We start from the raw sequence: 15,443 nt of genomic DNA, 5'->3' as shown, positions 1-15,443 counted from the left end.
GTGTTCAAGAGTTGGGCTTTTTCGTTCTATTCATTGTTATAAATAACTATTAGTAAACTAGAGCAAGGTATCACTAATGGAATTTGAAGATGTCCTGAAATCTTTAGTTTTCGACTTCGACAAATCGGCCTAGGATATGAACATTTTCTGAAACAGAAACAAAGGCTGTTGGATCAACTTGCTTCATGATTAATTTAAAATCATTGAACTCTGCACGAGTGATAACCGTAATCAAAACAGCCTTACGCTGGTGATTATAAGTTCCTTCAGCATCATGGATCATGGTTGCGCCACGGTGCAATTTATTATGGATCTTCTCAATGACGGCATCTGGATTGCTAGTAACAATCATGGCCTGCATGCGTTTTTGCTTGGTGAAAACTGCATCTGTCACACGACTTGAGACAAAGATGGTAATCATGGAATAAAGGGCATATTTCCAACCAAAGGTCACTCCAGCAATCAACATGATGGTACCGTTCACCAAGAAAGAGATGCTTCCAACGTTACGACCTGTCTTCTTGCGAATAGTCAGACTGACAATATCTGTTCCACCACTGGAGATGTTATGGCGTAAAGCAAAGCCGATTCCTAGTCCCATGACGACTCCCCCAAAAAGGGCATTGATGATTGGGTCCTCTGTCAAGACCACCACTGGCACAAACTGGATAAAGAGCGAGCTCATAGATACCGTGATAAAGGTAAAAATCGTAAACTTATGTCCAATTTGGTACCAGGCCAAAATCATGAGTGGAATATTGATAGCATAGAAAGCCACTGAAATTGGGAAATAAAAGCCAAACCAGTGATTACTAAGCGCAGAAATGATCTGAGCCAAACCTGTTGCTCCACTTGAATAAACATGTCCTGGTTGGAAAAAGAAATTGACCGCTACTGCTGATAAAAAGCCATAGACCAGAGAAGCTGAAATCTTCTCATCATATTTTTCCTTTGAAATGCTTTGTAACACACGCAACATCTTTATCTGATAAGCAAAGCGGCGCAGATAGTAGCGCCACCGCTTAGTTCGCTTCGTTTGTTTCATCTTGTTCTACTTGTAGATTGAGTTCTTCTAGTTGTTTAAGGGCTACTGTTGATGGGGCTTGCGTCATTGGGTCGCTAGCCTTGTTATTCTTAGGAAAGGCAATGACTTCGCGAATATTTTCTTCTCCAGCGAGCAACATGACAAAACGGTCAAGACCGATAGCCAAACCACCGTGTGGTGGGAAGCCATAGTCCATAGCTTCCAAAAGGAAACCAAACTGGTCATTTGCTTCTTCAGCTGAGAAACCAAGAGCCTTGAACATACGTTCTTGAAGTTCTTTTTGGTTGATACGAAGGCTACCACCACCTAGTTCATAACCGTTTAGGACGATATCATAGGCAATGGCACGGACCTTAGCCAAATCACCTTCAAGCTCATGAGTAGTTTCTGCTTGAGGAAGGGTAAATGGATGGTGGGCACTCATATAACGGCCTTCTTCTTCAGACCATTCAAACATTGGCCAGTCAACTACCCAGAGGAAGTTAAACTTGTCGTTATCAATTAAGCCAAGCTCTTTGGCAATACGTCCACGAAGAGCCCCAAGTGTTGCATTGGCTACTTCAAGCGTATCAGCCACAAAGAGAACCAAGTCTTTATCTTCAAGAGCAAGCGCTGTTGTCAATTCTTCTTGGATACCAGTCAAGAACTTGGCAACTGGTCCGTTTAATTCTCCATCAACCACCTTGACCCAAGCAAGACCTTTAGCACCATACTGCTTGGCCACCTCTGTCATCTTGTCAATATCTTTACGAGAGTAGTTGTCTGCTGCACCTTTAACTACAATTGCTTTAACGGCAGGTGCTTCTGAGAAGACTTTAAAGTCCACACCTTTGACAAGATCTGTCAAGTCTTGAAGCAACATCTCAAAACGAGTATCAGGCTTGTCAGATCCATAAAGGGCCATGGCATCATCATACTTCATACGAGGGAATGGCAGCGTCACTTCGATTCCTTTTGTTTCCTTCATCACGCGCGCAATCAAGCCTTCTGTGATGTCTTGAATTTCTTGCTCAGTAAGGAATGAAGTTTCCAAGTCGACCTGAGTAAATTCAGGCTGACGGTCACCACGCAAATCCTCGTCACGGAAACATTTGACGATTTGGTAGTAACGGTCAAATCCCGCATTCATCAACAATTGTTTTGTAATCTGTGGACTTTGAGGAAGTGCGTAAAAATGCCCTTTATTGACACGTGATGGCACCAAATAGTCACGTGCCCCCTCTGGTGTTGACTTAGAAAGGAATGGCGTTTCCACATCAATAAATTCCAACTCATCCAAGTAGTTGCGGATAGAATGTGTTACTTTGGCACGAAGTTTAAGATTTTCCAACATTTCTGGACGACGAAGGTCAAGATAACGGTAACGTAGACGCGTATCATCGTTCGCTTCAATGCCATCCTTGATTTCAAATGGTGTTGTTTTGGCTGTGTTAAGTACAGAAAGAGCTGTTACATTCAATTCAACTGCACCAGTCGCCAACTTATCATTGGCTTGCTCACGTGCAGCAACTTGACCAGTCACCTCGATGACAAATTCACTACGAAGGCTTTCAGCTGTTGCCATCACCTCTGCAGATACTTTTTCTGGGTTGATAACCAACTGCATGATTCCTTCACGGTCACGAAGATCGATAAAGATCAAACCACCAAGGTCACGACGACGGGCTACCCATCCTTTCAAGGTAATTTCTTGTCCGATGTGTTCCTCACGAACACGACCAGCATACATACTACGTTTCATGTTTTCTCTCCTCTTTTATTCTGTTACTATTTTACCATAAAAGCGCAGGCTCTTCATGAAAATCATCAGAAAAGTTGAGAAGAATCCTGCTATAAATGAAAAAATCCAGCAAAATCATTCGCTGGACCTTATTTTACTTGGTATTTCTTTATTTTTTTCGCTTTTCAGCAATCTCTGCAGCCTTTTTAGGGAGAACAATCTCCGTTGCATAGGCTGTCGCAAATCGCATAATACCTGCGATTGGTGCAAAGATAACTGCTAGATGGTTATAAAAGAAATCCCCTTTAAAAGCATAGGCAAGCGCTCCAATAATGAAGAAGAGTACAACTGCCTGAATCACTGCTAATAATATCACTCGTTTCATGACTTCCTCCTGAGTCTATTATAGCATGAGAATCATTAAAAATCCGATTAAATTATTTAAAGCATGTAAAGCAATGCTGTATGCCAAACCACCTTTGCTGATATATGCCAAGCCCAAGCTCAAACCGAGGGAACCATACACTAGGAATTGTTGAGGAGTGCCAGGGAAATGAACAAGGGAAAAAATGATAGTACTTACAAGAAGAAAGAGTACTGTCTGCTTGACGTTATCCTGCTGAGGGAAGACATAACGAGCTAACAGACCTCTAAAGGTCAACTCTTCTGTCAGGGGTGCAAAGACAACAATCATGAAGAAAGAGAAGAGAGGTTGATTATGAGTCAATTGTTCTGCCGTCTGTTGACTGACAGATGGATCATTTGGTAAGAAATTTTGTACAACAATGATAAGGACCCATACCAAGGCAGGCAACCAGATGTATTTGTTAAGGCCCGTTTTTTCTATCGTAACAGTTCCTGTCTTATACCACTTGTATGTTAAGAAGGTAAAAGCTCCTGCTAATAGAATATAAAGCGGAAGAACACCGACTATAGGTGCACCTGAACCAAGAGCAATCAGAGGTAAAGTCTGAATAAAACCGTAGATAAACAAAAATGATAAGAAAGCTAGAACAAACCAGCCAATGTTTTTAAGTATTTTCATAAAAGACTCCTATTTAAAATAACGTTTTGTTTTTCTTAATTGTGCGATAGTTATATAAAAATGAATGACGACTAAAAGAACTAAGGCAACCACTTGTATTTCTCGTAAAACAACTGATAATACTATCAATAAAAAATAGAGTGATGGCAGTAAAATCTGATTCAACCTAAACAGAGTTAAATAGGCACTTTCCATCTCTGCCTGCTTTTCTCCCTCATCATAACTGTTAAGATAGGCTAAAATATCTTTTGGAGTGTAATAAACAGACAGTTTATAGTGTCGAACGATAAAAATAGTTCGCAACAAGTAATTGGCAACAATAATGTATAAGCATAATAGAATAAGAGCAGGAAGAATTAGCAAGGTATTCTTAAATATCGGAGAAATCAATATGATCCCACTGGTCATCATTGCTATCATCAAAACATTTGAAGAAACCGAACCATAATCTAAGTAACGATAGGCTCTTACATAGGTCTGATCACTATCTTCTTCCTCTGTCCCCCTTTGATAAAGAGTATAAACTTCTCGACTTTTGCCAAGATAATACATGGCTAAGATGAAGGAAATTCCTCCAATAACGAGAGCGAGTCCATAAACAGTGTGTAAGACTTGTGACATTTGAATCTGTTCAGCTATACCTCTAAGAGTGTAAGCAAAGGCTCCTACAAAAGCACTTAACATACACACTACTACTCTCAACCATTTACGATTATTTTTCATTTTCTGACCTCTATCTAAACTAGCCAATAACCTTAAATAGTTTAAGTGATCTTTTCTATTTAAAATAACGTTTCACCATAGGTATCTGCATTATATTGATATAAATATGGACTACAGCTACAGCTAAAAGACCTAATAACTGAATTTCTCCCGTAAGTACAGAAACGATATCAATCAAAATATACAAACCTGGTAAAACATATTGGTTTAATTGAAATAAAATTCGAAAACTCTGTTCCAAATTAGCTTGTCGTTCTCCTTCATCGTAAGAATTTACATAATCTAACACATCCTTTGGAATAGAGAAAAATGCCAAATCAAACTGACGAACAATCGAAATCGTCTTGAAAAGATATTTTTGAAGTACTGCAGCTAAAATAAGAGCTGGAACAGAAAGTCCTAGAACGATAAAACTTGTGCGGAGTATCACCACTTCATTCATAGAGATGAATAAAGCTAATATAGTCATAACTGACACAATGTTAAAAGCAATCGTACCAAACTCAAGATTCCGGTACATTTGCACATAATAGGTTTCATTCACATCGTCATCTATTTCCATTTGATATAAAGCATGGAATTTCCGACTCTTTTTTAAGAAATAGATAGTTAAAAAAATGCTAATCAAAGCTAACAATAAACAGGAAGCTGAAATCCAAGGAACTAGAGTATTCAGATTAAAACTTGTGCCCAATGCCCAAGCACGACCTGCAAGCATACCTGTAAAATATCCTAAAACACCAATCGCTAAGAAGTATAAAATTCGTTTCTTTTTCATATTCATCCCCCTCTAAACTAATCCAACTAACCACTGACCAAAGACTTTACCTGATTCATAAATTGCTGTCAATCCCTCTGTTCCAAGTGATACTAAAATCAAACAAACAGCAAACAAGAGAATAGCTTGGTTTCTGGCTTTTTTCGCCCCTTCTCCTAAAGGATTTCTCCCAAGCCAACCTGCTAGATAAGCATATAGGATGACTGTTAAAATCCCAAACTCTGTTGACCAAAGAAACAGCAAAATGGCTACTAAACGGATGACGTTAGTCTTGATATTAAAATAATTTCCTAAACCTGCACAGACACCTGCAAGTTCTTTTTGTTCTGTATCTACTTGAAATCCTGCTAAAAACTCTTTCATTTTCATTCTCCTTTTTCACTTGCTAGATTTTTGGATTTCTTTTCAATCCATTCAATTACTGGGATGAGGGCAAAGTAGGCCCAAATAAATTGGTCGCTTTGATACGGATTAAACCATCCTAAGTCCATCCCAATCAGTAGAAATATGCTGACTAATAAAGCTATGGCAACTACATAATAAATCCCTTTATACTTGTTCATCATTTTTCTCCTTTTTCTTCAACCGATTGAAAATGGACAAGAGGGCTAAATTAAGCCAAAACAAATACTTACTTTCATCAAAATAAAACCACCCCAGTAATGTTCCAATCATAGCAAAAGCATTCACATAAAGGGCAAGAACACTCATATGATAAAGCACTCTATACTTGTTCATCACTCGTCCTCCTCCAAGCGAAATACCGATTCGACTGTTTCGTTGAAAATTTGAGATATTTTCAGGGCAATGATAATGGACGGGGTGTATTCGTCCCGTTCTAATAGACTAATAGTCTGTCTGGAAACCCCTGCCAGCTTGGCTAGGTCGGTTTGATTGAGACCATCGCGAGCCCGAAGCTCTTTTAGACGATTTTTTAGTTGCATGTCACACACCTACTTTCCGTCAAATTCAACGGTTTGGATATCCTCAATGCGTTGTAGTTTGAATTTTTCTTTTCCTTTTTTATTTACACGGCGTAGCTTGACCCACTCCTCATCAACATCTACAACTTCCCAATTGTCTGTCCCAAAAACTTGTCCAAAGATTGTTGGTTTTTTCCCAATCAATTCTTTTAATAATCTTGACATTTCTTTATTTCCTTTCTGTTTTTGCTCAATTCTTTTGATTTTATTCTCTAGTTTCTTGACCCTTTGGGTATGATAGAGATAAAACATAAACACAAGAGGTACAAATCCTAATGCCCACATAATTGTTCCTTTCTCCTTTTCTCTTAACTTGCTTACATTGTAACACATCTTTTTCTTTTTGACAATCATATTTGTCAAAAAGTTTATTATTTTTGTCATTTTGCAAAAGAAAAAGGTCAGGAGTACGGTCCTGACCAGTTTTAAATACTATTAAAAGCCTAATTTTTCAAAGATTTCTGAGAAGTTTTTGCTAATAGTTTCAAGTGACACTTGCACTTCTTCTCGTGTTTGGTTGTTCTTGACTGTCACTTGTCCGCTTTCGACTTCGCTCTCTCCAAGAGTGATAAGAGTCTTAGCAGCAAAAACATCGGCTGACTTAAACTGAGCTTTGAGTTTACGGTTGAGGTAATCACGCTCTGCTTTGAAACCTTGTAGGCGAAGAGCTTGTACCAACTCCAAGGCTTTAAGATGTGCTCCTTCACCGAGAACGGCGATATAGACATCTAGGGCGTTTTCGATAGGGAGAGACACACCTTGCTTTTCAAGGATGAGAAGCAGACGCTCTACACCAAGTCCAAAACCAAATCCAGCAGTCTCAGGACCACCAAAATAGGCAACCAAGCCATCGTAGCGACCACCTGCACAGACTGTCAAGGCATTGCCCTCAATCTCAGTAATGAATTCAAAAATCGTGTGGTTGTAGTAGTCCAAACCACGAACCATATTGGTATCGATGATGTAATCTACTCCAAGGTTTTCCAACATTTGACGCACAGCATCAAAATGAGCTTGGCTTTCTTCATCAAGGTAATCCAGGATAGATGGTGCATTCTCCACAGCTAGCTTGTCTTCCTTTTCCTTAGAGTCCAAAACACGGAGAGGATTTTCCTCCAAGCGACGTTGACTATCCTTAGACAAGCTATCTTTGAGCGGTGTCAAGTAGTCAATCAAGGCTTGACGATAGGCCGCACGACTCTCAGGATTTCCAAGAGTATTAAGATGCAGTTTCACACCTTGAACACCGATTGCTTTCAAAAAGTGGGCTGCCATAGCGATTGTTTCCACATCTGTCGCTGGATTGCTAGATCCAAAGCACTCCACTCCAATCTGGTGGAATTGGCGTAAACGACCTGCTTGTGGGCGCTCATAGCGGAACATTGGCCCCATGTAGTAGAACTTACTTGGTTTTTGAACTTCTGGTGCGAAGAGTTTGTTTTCCACATAAGAACGAACAACTGGCGCAGTTCCTTCTGGACGGAGGGTAATATGACGGTCACCCTTGTCATAGAAATCATACATTTCCTTGGTTACGATATCAGTCGTATCTCCGACAGAACGACTGATGACTTCGTAGTGCTCAAAAATTGGGGTACGTAATTCTTCGTAGTTGTAGCGCTTGAAAATTTCACGCGCAAATCCTTCAACGTACTGCCATTTGGCAGACTCAGCAGGTAAAATATCCTGCGTTCCTTTTGGTTTTTGTAATTTCATAGGGAATCCTCTTTATAACTTAATAGTCCTATTTTACCATAAATGAGAGGATTGGGACAGTGTGAAAAGAAGACGAACACCTAAATTTCATTTTTGAGATTAAGACTAGCTAGGAGAATCGCAAGCAAGGAAAGCCCAACAAACAGAGCCCATGTTAACTGTATATCCCATACTGCCACCAGTGAAAAACAGGCCGTCCCCACTGGTATAGATAGAGTAAACAACAAACCTAAAAAATTACTGGTACGAGAGAGAACCTCTGGAGCAAGATTTTTCATGAGCAGAGCACTAATTTTTGGAGAAATTTTCCCAGAAACATACATGGTAAAAAAGACGAAAAGCATCCCGAGCAAGACTTGGTTTAACAAATTAGATAGACCAACTAGACTGGCTCCTAATGTAACCCACATCATCAATCTAGGCAGAGATTGCTTCCCAAAATAATCATTGCCCGTAAGGCTACTGATGATAACCGCTAATAAGGTAATCAATTGTAAGATAAACAATGCATCCTTGTAGGAAAAATTCAGTAAGGAATGATTTAAAAGGAAGATGTTATAGATCCCACCTAAGGCACCACCCAAAGCATTGATAAGCAAGATAGCAAAGAGCATAAAACCAAAGTTTTTATGTCCACTTTTAAGAAAAACGAGACGTAAGTTTCGGTAAATCGTTAAAAATTGATCTTTGATAGAAAGTTTCTCATTTTTCAGTGATTTACTATCAACAAGTGGAGTTGATAAGCTTAATTCAGCCCTTCCTAAAAAGAGAATGAGAGCTGACACTAGGAAAAATATGGCATTGATTCCCGCTACGAGCGAAAAGTTCTGTATTGACACCCCTAATAGCCAAACTCCAAAAGCTTGGCCGCCAATCGCAGAGATGTAGGTAATAAACTGCGAAAAGGAATAGGCCTCCATCAGATCTGACTCTGCTACCTTTTCTTTAACGAGAGGCATTCGCAAGCCACCAGCAAAATCACTGGCTACATCACTAAGGACATTGATGAGGCAAAGGGTCGAAAAGGCAAAGAAACTAGCTTGCTGAACAACTAGGGCTGCTAGAAAAAATAAAACCGCCTGAAATAAACCGACATAGGTCATCCATTTGACCTTGTCCTTGGTATAATCTGCACGAATTCCTACAAAAACTGTAAAAAGAGTTGGAAGCATCATCACAACATTCGCCATAGCAACGGCAACAGAAGCCTCTGGCAAAGTCGAGGCATAGACCACGAATACTAAATTAAAAATGGAAGCACCAAAAGCATTGAAAAAGCGTGATAAGCTCAAAACTCTGTATGCTTGATTTCTTAGTAATAGTTTCATATAGATTCCTTTCTTTCTCACATTCTACTTTTATGGTAGTTCTAGTATAGCATCAAGAATCCCTCGAGAATACTTTTTTGAATATATGCAACAAACTAAACGAATAACGAAAACGCTAGAATTTTCTACTACTAATAAGTATCTTCACAGTCCTATCGTTTCAAGTTATTTTATCTAGTTGCAGATATTCAACACTCCATGGCACTTCTATAATAGTCAGCAGATCTGCTACAACCAATCATCTCAAAAATACGAATAGCATCCTCCATCTTTCTCTGCCCTTCCTCTACTCTTCCTTGCTTACTATCAAGCAAACCTTCTGCCCATAGGTAGACTATTCGAAAATAGGTTTCATTTTCTTCAAAGAAGTTCTTTTCAATTTGTTTTTTAAAATAGAGGGCATTGGTAAAATCATCAACTTCAATACAGGCCATAAAAGCATTGAGGAGCAAGGTATGCATCATATTTCGATTTTTCCCAACTCCTTGCAAGAAATCTGACTTCCGCAACATTTCTCGAGAGTACTTTGTAAAAAGCTGGACTGATAAAAGCGGAGAGCAGGAAGAAAAGAACAACAGTTCATAGTGTCCCCAAATTTCGACAGAAAATAGATAATCATGTAGGACTCTTTCTTCCTCAGCGGTCAATGTAACCATCTCATCAATGGCTTTCATATAGGATTTTATTAAAATAGCATTGAGAATGTGTTGCTGTCTATCTTTTGAAAAAGGAAGTTGTTGATACTCTCTCTGGTAGAGAGTGCGCAAGGATGTCAAATCTTGAGGGTCAATAGCCTCAACTATTCTGTTTCTAAATTCAGAATAGGCATCTTGATGAAAACCTCTCGCCAAAAATAACAATTCTTCCATACTCGCATGAATATTCTCCAAAGCTGTTATTAACTTTGGAGCAGATATTTCACTCTGACCATTTTCAAAACGCGACAATAAGGATGCTGAAAAGCGTCCACCTGTTGCTTTTCTCAAGGAAATTTTTCTTGATTCTCGTAACTCTTTAAAAACTTTTCCTAAATTCTTCATCCTCTTACCACTCGTCTTTTATTTTTTCCTATTTTACCACATTTCCTAATAAATACTAGTTCCAAACCAGCATTTACAATCTGCCACAGGCATGATACAATGAATAACATCAGATATACGAAGGAGAACTTATGAAAAAGAATATCTTGACGACCCTTGTAGCTGCCCTTGTCTACTTTCTCTGTATCGGAGTGGGTGTTCTACTAGGAAACCTTGTCGACCACACTGGAAATATGTTTTACGCCCCTGCCTTTTCTGCTCTTGTGGGTGGTAGCGTCTATATGATCCTTTTAGCAAAGGTTCCTCGTTTTGGAGCGATTACTACGATTGGACTTGTAATCTCTCTATTTTTCCTCGGGAGCAAGCATGGTGCTGGAGCCTTTCTGCCAGGAATTATCTGCGGTCTTGCAGCAGATGGCATCGCTCATCTTGGCCACTACAAAGATAAGGTTAAAAACCTTCTTTCCTTCCTAGTTTTTGCCTTTGGTACTACTGGTCCCATCCTACTCATGTGGTTGACCCCTCAAGCCTATATCGCAACTCTAGTCGCTCGTGGAAAATCTCAGGACTATATTGACCGCATCATGGTCGCGCCTAACCCTTGTACTATCCTTCTCTTTGTAGCAAGCGTCCTTATCGGTGCTTTACTTGGCGCCCTTATTGGACAAGCGCTGAGTAAGAAGTTTGCAGACAAAATGTGATAGAAAAAGAGCCACACGGCTCTCAGTAGGTAGACAAACCCTTTCGGTAATTTTACTACATCTTGAAAACTCTTAGAAATGCTGATACATGCTATTTTTAAGAGTTTTTTTATTTTCTCTAGTAAAAGAAAAAGATTGAAGAAAATTGTCCAAAATTGACTTTTTCTTCAATCTGAGAGCCACTTGGCTCTTTTTTATTTATGACTTAATTTCTTGGTCAAAAAGTCTCCCAAGAACTGAATTGCAAAGATAATCAGGATAATGATGAGCGTCGCAAGGACTGTTACATCATGATTGAAACGGTTAAATCCATAGGCAATAGCTACGTTACCGATACCACCTGCTCCGACCGCTCCCGCCATAGCTGTTTCACCGACTAGTGAGATCAAGGTCACCGTTGTCACACGGATCAAGTCTGGTAGACCTTCTGATAGGTAAACACCTACGATGTCCCAGAAAGTAGCTCCGCTGGCTTGAGCTGCCTCGATGACACCACCATCTAGCTCTGCTAATACCACCTGTACCTGACGGGCAAAAAAGGCAAAGACTGCAAAAGATAGGGGTACAATAGCCGCATTTGGTCCGATACTGGTCCCTACGATTAGATGAGAGAAGGGTGACAAGACAGCCAAGAGAATGATAAATGGCACCGCACGGAAGATAGAGGTAATCTTGTCCAAAATCCAGAAAACAACTTTATTTTCCAAGACACCACCTGGAGCTGTCAAGACAAGGAAAAGCCCTGCAACCAGCCCTAGGAAACCTCCGATGATGAAGGAAAGAACCGTCATATAAAGTGTCAAGTAGATTGCTGTTCCCCAGCCAGCTTGACCAGACCAACCCATCTTATAGACGTTTGGTAAGTATGCTTTAATCAATTCTGCCATCTTACTGTCCTCCCTTCAATACTTTTAGTTGCACACCAGCCTGACGGATAGCATCTTGAGCGTTTGCCAAGGCTTCTTTTTCTCCTGACAAGACAACCACAAGTTCACCTACAGGAGTACCATCCAAAATTTCAATGTTTCCATAGAGAATATTGGCTGTTACTTGGTAGTGCTTGTACAATTCATTCAGAAGTGGTTCATCTGTAGAAGCGCCTGCATACTTGAGTTGTACCAAAATGCTGTTTTCAGATAAGTGCTCTACGATTTCCTGTTTCTCAATCTTGACCATAGCTTCATCGATACCTGTCGCAGTCGAGATAAAGTCCTGAGTCAATGGTTGCTTAGGATCAGAGAAGATTTCAAGAACGCTGCCCTCTTCAATCAAGCGGCCATCCTGCATCACTGCCACACGGTTAGCAATATCTTTGACAATCTGCATCTCGTGTGTAATCAAGACAATCGTCAAACCTAGTTTACGGTTCAATTCTTGCAAGAGTGACAAGATTTGTTTCGTTGTCTTTGGATCAAGAGCTGAAGTTGACTCGTCTGAAATCAAGATTTTTGGATCATTGGCCAAGGCACGCGCAATAGCCACACGTTGTTTTTGACCTCCAGATAATTGTGAAGGATAGTTTTCGGCACGATCTGCAAGACCAACCAAATCTAACAACTTAGCTACTTTAGCCTTCTTTTCTTCCTTGCTGAGTCCAGAGTGTTTAAGGGCAAAAGCTACATTTTCCTCTGCTGTTTTCTGGCTCATGAGGTTGAAGTGTTGGAAAATCATCCCAATATCTTGACGTTTATGACGTAATTGCTCAGCAGTTAAGGTAACTTTGCCATCAAAAATTACATCATTATCAATAGTAATCTTACCTGCAGATGGTTTTTGCAAAAGGTTAATAACACGAACTAGGGTTGATTTCCCTGCTCCAGAATATCCTACAATCCCGTAGATATCCCCTTCTTGGATGTGAATGGTCACATCCTTGACCGCTGTGATAGTTCTCTTCTTTTGGTGAAAAGTCACGTCGATCTGATCTAACTTGATAATATCTCTACTCATAGCTTTTAATCAGCTCCTCTACTAATTCAATATGGGTGTAATAATCGGCGATTCGCACGTTTTCATCCCCACCGTGATCTCGGCTGTTGGCATTTCCTAGACCAAAGGCAACCATAGGTACTTCTAAAGCATCAAAGACCGTATGCATAGGTCCTGTCCCAGCTGTAGTCGGCAAGACTGAAACGCCCTGTGGATAGAACTTCTTAGCCAACTCGATTACATTAAGAATGGCTGGCGCACTCATATCGCTCCGATAGCTCATCTCACCCAAGGTATAGTACAATTCTACCTTATCAAAGCCGTTTTTGTCTAGTTGTTTCCGGATTTTCTCCAGAACATCATGGGGTTCTAGGCCAGGAACCAAACGAACTTCTAACTTGGCACTGGCTTCTGCAGGCAAAATCGTTTTAACCCCTTGTCCTTGGTAACCTGACTGAATCCCTTCGATATTGAGAGCAGGTTCAAAAAAGAAACGTTTTAGAAAGGCTGCACGGTCCTCTTGTAAGAGAGGCAATTCCAAACCATAAATCTGGCTGATTTCCCCTGGATTTCGTTGAGCATAGGTATCCACCAAGGCCAATTCACGTTCATTTGGCTCTTGTACATCATCGTACAAACCTTCTACCAAAATACGGCCATCAGCAGCACGAAGACTGGTCAAGGCTTGGAGCAGGTACCAGGGAGCAGACTCTATGACTCCTCCATAGCTAGAATGAATATCCACATCAGCGCTTTTTACCTTGGCATCAAAGGTCACAATCCCCTTATTTCCACCAGAAATTTCTAGCTGTTCCAAGGCATTTTTGGTCCCTTGTTCCCAGACCAATAAATCTGCACCACGAAGCTTGTCCGCATGTTTTTCTAAATATTTGTCCAAGTCCATAGAGGCAGACTCTTCAGCTCCTTCCATGATGAAACTGATATTGACTGGTAGATCATCATGATGCTGCATGTATTTTCTAAGAGCACTCAAGCGGGCAGTGATATGCCCCTTGTCATCATCAACCCCGCGTCCATACATAATGCCATCACGCACAGAAAGCGTAAATGGATCCTCTGTCCAGACTTGGTCGCCATCCGCAGGTACTGTGTCATAGTGGTTGTAGAAAATGATAGTCTTGGCATTTGGGCGTGAACTTTTAAAATGCGCCATGACAAAGGGTGCCGTATAACTCTCATCAATCTCGACCTCTGCACCTACACGCTTGAAGATTTCGCCTAGATAACGAGCCACCTCTTTAAGGCCGACTTGTTGGGCAAAGACTGATTTTTTAGAAATCAAGGTACGCAAAACTTCAAAGTAATGTTGCGCTACATGATCCTTTTCAAACTTTTCAATTTGTTCTTCTTGGCTAGGGAAAACCATTTTCTCTCTACCTTTCTACTAGGACTTGTACCTTTAGAATCAATACAAGTGGATATTCCTTTTCTTTAGTCTCTATATAAAATCAAGAGGTGGAAAAAATCTCTCCCACCTCCCTGTGTTTATTACCAAACTGGTTGATCCAAGCCGTCTGAAGTTTCTTCGATGACTTTTTTCACTTCATCAGTATGATAAGCTGCGATAATTTTCTTGATTGCATCAGCTTTAGGTGATGATTCCCAATCTTTTTTCGCAACGATGATGTTGTACCATTGTTTTGAGTTTTCGTCAGCTTGCTCTTTAAAGAGTGCTTTCTTGTAGTCCAATTTTGCTTCTGTAACAAAAGTGTTGTTTACAACTGCTGCATCAACTGAAGTCAATGAACGAGCTGTTTGGCTAGCGTCCAACTCAGTGATTTTCAAGTTCTTTGGATTTTCTTTGATGTTTGCGATTGTAGCAAGTTCAGTTCCTGAAACATCCAATTTAATCAAACCAGCTGATTGAAGAAGGTAAAGGGCACGGCTTTCGTTAGTAGCATCGTTTGGAACTGCGATTTCACCGTTATTTGGGATTTCTTCCACTTTAGTGTACTTGTTTTCTTCCCCATTTTTACCTGAGTAAAGGCGGATTGGTGAGATATAAGTATCTGCAATCGCTACAAGGTCTTTACCGTTTTCTTTGTTCCAGTTGTTCAAGAAGTTGTAGTGTTGGAAAGCGTTCAAGTCTACTTCACCATCAGCAGTTGCTTTATTTGGTTGTGAGTAGTCTGTAAACTCTGTGAATTCCAATTTAATTCCGTCTTTTTCAACCAATTCTTGGACTTTGTCCCAGCGTGCTTCTTCTGAACCGCTACGGTTAACAGTCGCAATTTTAACTGTAGTTGTGTTGTCTGCTTTCTTGTCTGAATTTCCGCAAGCTGCAAGTGCAAGGCCTGCTACTGTAGCGATAGCTGCTACGCCTAACCATTTTTTAATTTTCATGATTCGTTCTCCTTTAAAAATAATACTGTAATAGTATCTCACACTTTATTTGATTTCGCAAATTGTTATTA

Annotated in this window: 19 protein-coding genes; 1 reads left to right on the top strand and 18 read right to left on the bottom strand. The window is 40.2% G+C overall.

Annotated elements, in window-relative coordinates; genetic code table 11:
• Positions 1 to 103: 103 nt before the first annotated feature.
• The 14 genes from RQ973_RS01180 to RQ973_RS01115 all read right to left on the bottom strand — a co-directional run bounded on the left by RQ973_RS01180 (position 104) and on the right by RQ973_RS01115 (position 10,378).
• Entirely contained in the window at positions 104 to 1,045 is a 942-nt protein-coding gene (locus RQ973_RS01180; protein WP_311522484.1) for a YitT family protein, read from the bottom strand.
• Positions 1,023 to 2,786 (bottom strand): aspartate--tRNA ligase, encoded by a 1,764-nt coding sequence (gene aspS, locus RQ973_RS01175; RefSeq protein ID WP_311522483.1) that lies wholly within the window; start codon positions 2,784 to 2,786, stop codon positions 1,023 to 1,025. Before aspS ends, RQ973_RS01180 begins: the two co-directional genes overlap by 23 nt.
• A gap of 148 nt (positions 2,787 to 2,934) precedes the next feature.
• Positions 2,935 to 3,150, bottom strand: coding sequence for a hypothetical protein (locus tag RQ973_RS01170; RefSeq protein WP_060955102.1), 216 nt, complete (start codon positions 3,148 to 3,150; stop codon positions 2,935 to 2,937).
• A gap of 18 nt (positions 3,151 to 3,168) precedes the next feature.
• On the bottom strand, positions 3,169 to 3,810 hold the full coding sequence (locus tag RQ973_RS01165; RefSeq protein ID WP_311522482.1) for a type II CAAX endopeptidase family protein: 642 nt from the start codon (positions 3,808 to 3,810) through the stop codon (positions 3,169 to 3,171).
• Between the two features lie 9 nt (positions 3,811 to 3,819).
• On the bottom strand, positions 3,820 to 4,533 hold the full coding sequence (locus tag RQ973_RS01160) for a DUF3169 family protein (protein WP_311522481.1): 714 nt from the start codon (positions 4,531 to 4,533) through the stop codon (positions 3,820 to 3,822).
• A 55-nt stretch (positions 4,534 to 4,588) separates the two neighbouring features.
• Positions 4,589 to 5,311, bottom strand: a complete 723-nt coding sequence (locus RQ973_RS01155) for a DUF3169 family protein (protein WP_311522479.1) — start codon at positions 5,309 to 5,311, stop codon at positions 4,589 to 4,591.
• A 12-nt stretch (positions 5,312 to 5,323) separates the two neighbouring features.
• Complete coding sequence (locus tag RQ973_RS01150; RefSeq protein WP_261084992.1) at positions 5,324 to 5,674, bottom strand: PspC domain-containing protein; 351 nt, start codon at positions 5,672 to 5,674, stop codon at positions 5,324 to 5,326.
• A 2-nt stretch (positions 5,675 to 5,676) separates the two neighbouring features.
• Positions 5,677 to 5,874: a hypothetical protein gene (locus RQ973_RS01145; protein WP_311522477.1), complete on the bottom strand. Its 198-nt coding sequence runs from the start codon at positions 5,872 to 5,874 to the stop codon at positions 5,677 to 5,679.
• The gene (locus RQ973_RS01140) at positions 5,861 to 6,049 is read right to left on the bottom strand and encodes a hypothetical protein (protein WP_075232317.1); all 189 of its coding nucleotides are present in this window, start codon (positions 6,047 to 6,049) and stop codon (positions 5,861 to 5,863) included. Before RQ973_RS01140 ends, RQ973_RS01145 begins: the two co-directional genes overlap by 14 nt.
• Positions 6,049 to 6,255 (bottom strand): helix-turn-helix transcriptional regulator, encoded by a 207-nt coding sequence (locus RQ973_RS01135; protein ID WP_001176227.1) that lies wholly within the window; start codon positions 6,253 to 6,255, stop codon positions 6,049 to 6,051. The genes RQ973_RS01140 and RQ973_RS01135 overlap by 1 nt, the downstream gene beginning before the upstream one ends.
• 9 nt (positions 6,256 to 6,264) lie before the next feature.
• On the bottom strand, positions 6,265 to 6,678 hold the full coding sequence (locus RQ973_RS01130; protein WP_311522460.1) for a hypothetical protein: 414 nt from the start codon (positions 6,676 to 6,678) through the stop codon (positions 6,265 to 6,267).
• 51 nt (positions 6,679 to 6,729) lie between these two features.
• A complete protein-coding gene (gene hisS / locus RQ973_RS01125) occupies positions 6,730 to 8,010 on the bottom strand; it encodes a histidine--tRNA ligase (RefSeq protein ID WP_311519475.1) in 1,281 nt (426 codons plus the stop codon).
• Positions 8,011 to 8,090: 80 nt separating this feature from the next.
• Positions 8,091 to 9,338, bottom strand: a complete 1,248-nt coding sequence (locus RQ973_RS01120) for a transporter (RefSeq protein ID WP_311522459.1) — start codon at positions 9,336 to 9,338, stop codon at positions 8,091 to 8,093.
• A gap of 188 nt (positions 9,339 to 9,526) precedes the next feature.
• Positions 9,527 to 10,378, bottom strand: a complete 852-nt coding sequence (locus RQ973_RS01115; protein WP_311522457.1) for an Rgg/GadR/MutR family transcriptional regulator — start codon at positions 10,376 to 10,378, stop codon at positions 9,527 to 9,529.
• A gap of 131 nt (positions 10,379 to 10,509) precedes the next feature.
• Here RQ973_RS01115 and RQ973_RS01110 point away from each other — a divergent pair, with 131 nt between their 5' ends.
• Entirely contained in the window at positions 10,510 to 11,079 is a 570-nt protein-coding gene (locus RQ973_RS01110) for an MptD family putative ECF transporter S component (RefSeq protein ID WP_281335248.1), read from the top strand.
• 194 nt (positions 11,080 to 11,273) lie between these two features.
• Here RQ973_RS01110 and RQ973_RS01105 read toward each other — a convergent pair whose 3' ends face one another.
• From RQ973_RS01105 to RQ973_RS01090, 4 genes are all read right to left on the bottom strand, one after another.
• Positions 11,274 to 11,966, bottom strand: a complete 693-nt coding sequence (locus RQ973_RS01105) for a methionine ABC transporter permease (protein ID WP_311522456.1) — start codon at positions 11,964 to 11,966, stop codon at positions 11,274 to 11,276.
• 1 nt (position 11,967) lies between these two features.
• Positions 11,968 to 13,029 (bottom strand): methionine ABC transporter ATP-binding protein, encoded by a 1,062-nt coding sequence (locus RQ973_RS01100; protein ID WP_311522455.1) that lies wholly within the window; start codon positions 13,027 to 13,029, stop codon positions 11,968 to 11,970.
• Positions 13,022 to 14,395 (bottom strand): M20/M25/M40 family metallo-hydrolase, encoded by a 1,374-nt coding sequence (locus tag RQ973_RS01095; RefSeq protein ID WP_311522453.1) that lies wholly within the window; start codon positions 14,393 to 14,395, stop codon positions 13,022 to 13,024. Before RQ973_RS01095 ends, RQ973_RS01100 begins: the two co-directional genes overlap by 8 nt.
• A gap of 122 nt (positions 14,396 to 14,517) precedes the next feature.
• Positions 14,518 to 15,372: a MetQ/NlpA family ABC transporter substrate-binding protein gene (locus RQ973_RS01090; protein ID WP_311522452.1), complete on the bottom strand. Its 855-nt coding sequence runs from the start codon at positions 15,370 to 15,372 to the stop codon at positions 14,518 to 14,520.
• Positions 15,373 to 15,443: the final 71 nt, after the last annotated feature.

The organism is uncultured Streptococcus sp. (assembly GCF_963511325.1).
GTDB lineage: Bacteria > Bacillota > Bacilli > Lactobacillales > Streptococcaceae > Streptococcus.
The sequence above is the reverse complement of the archived record's forward strand: the minus strand, read 5'-3'. Positions and strand labels throughout refer to the sequence as shown.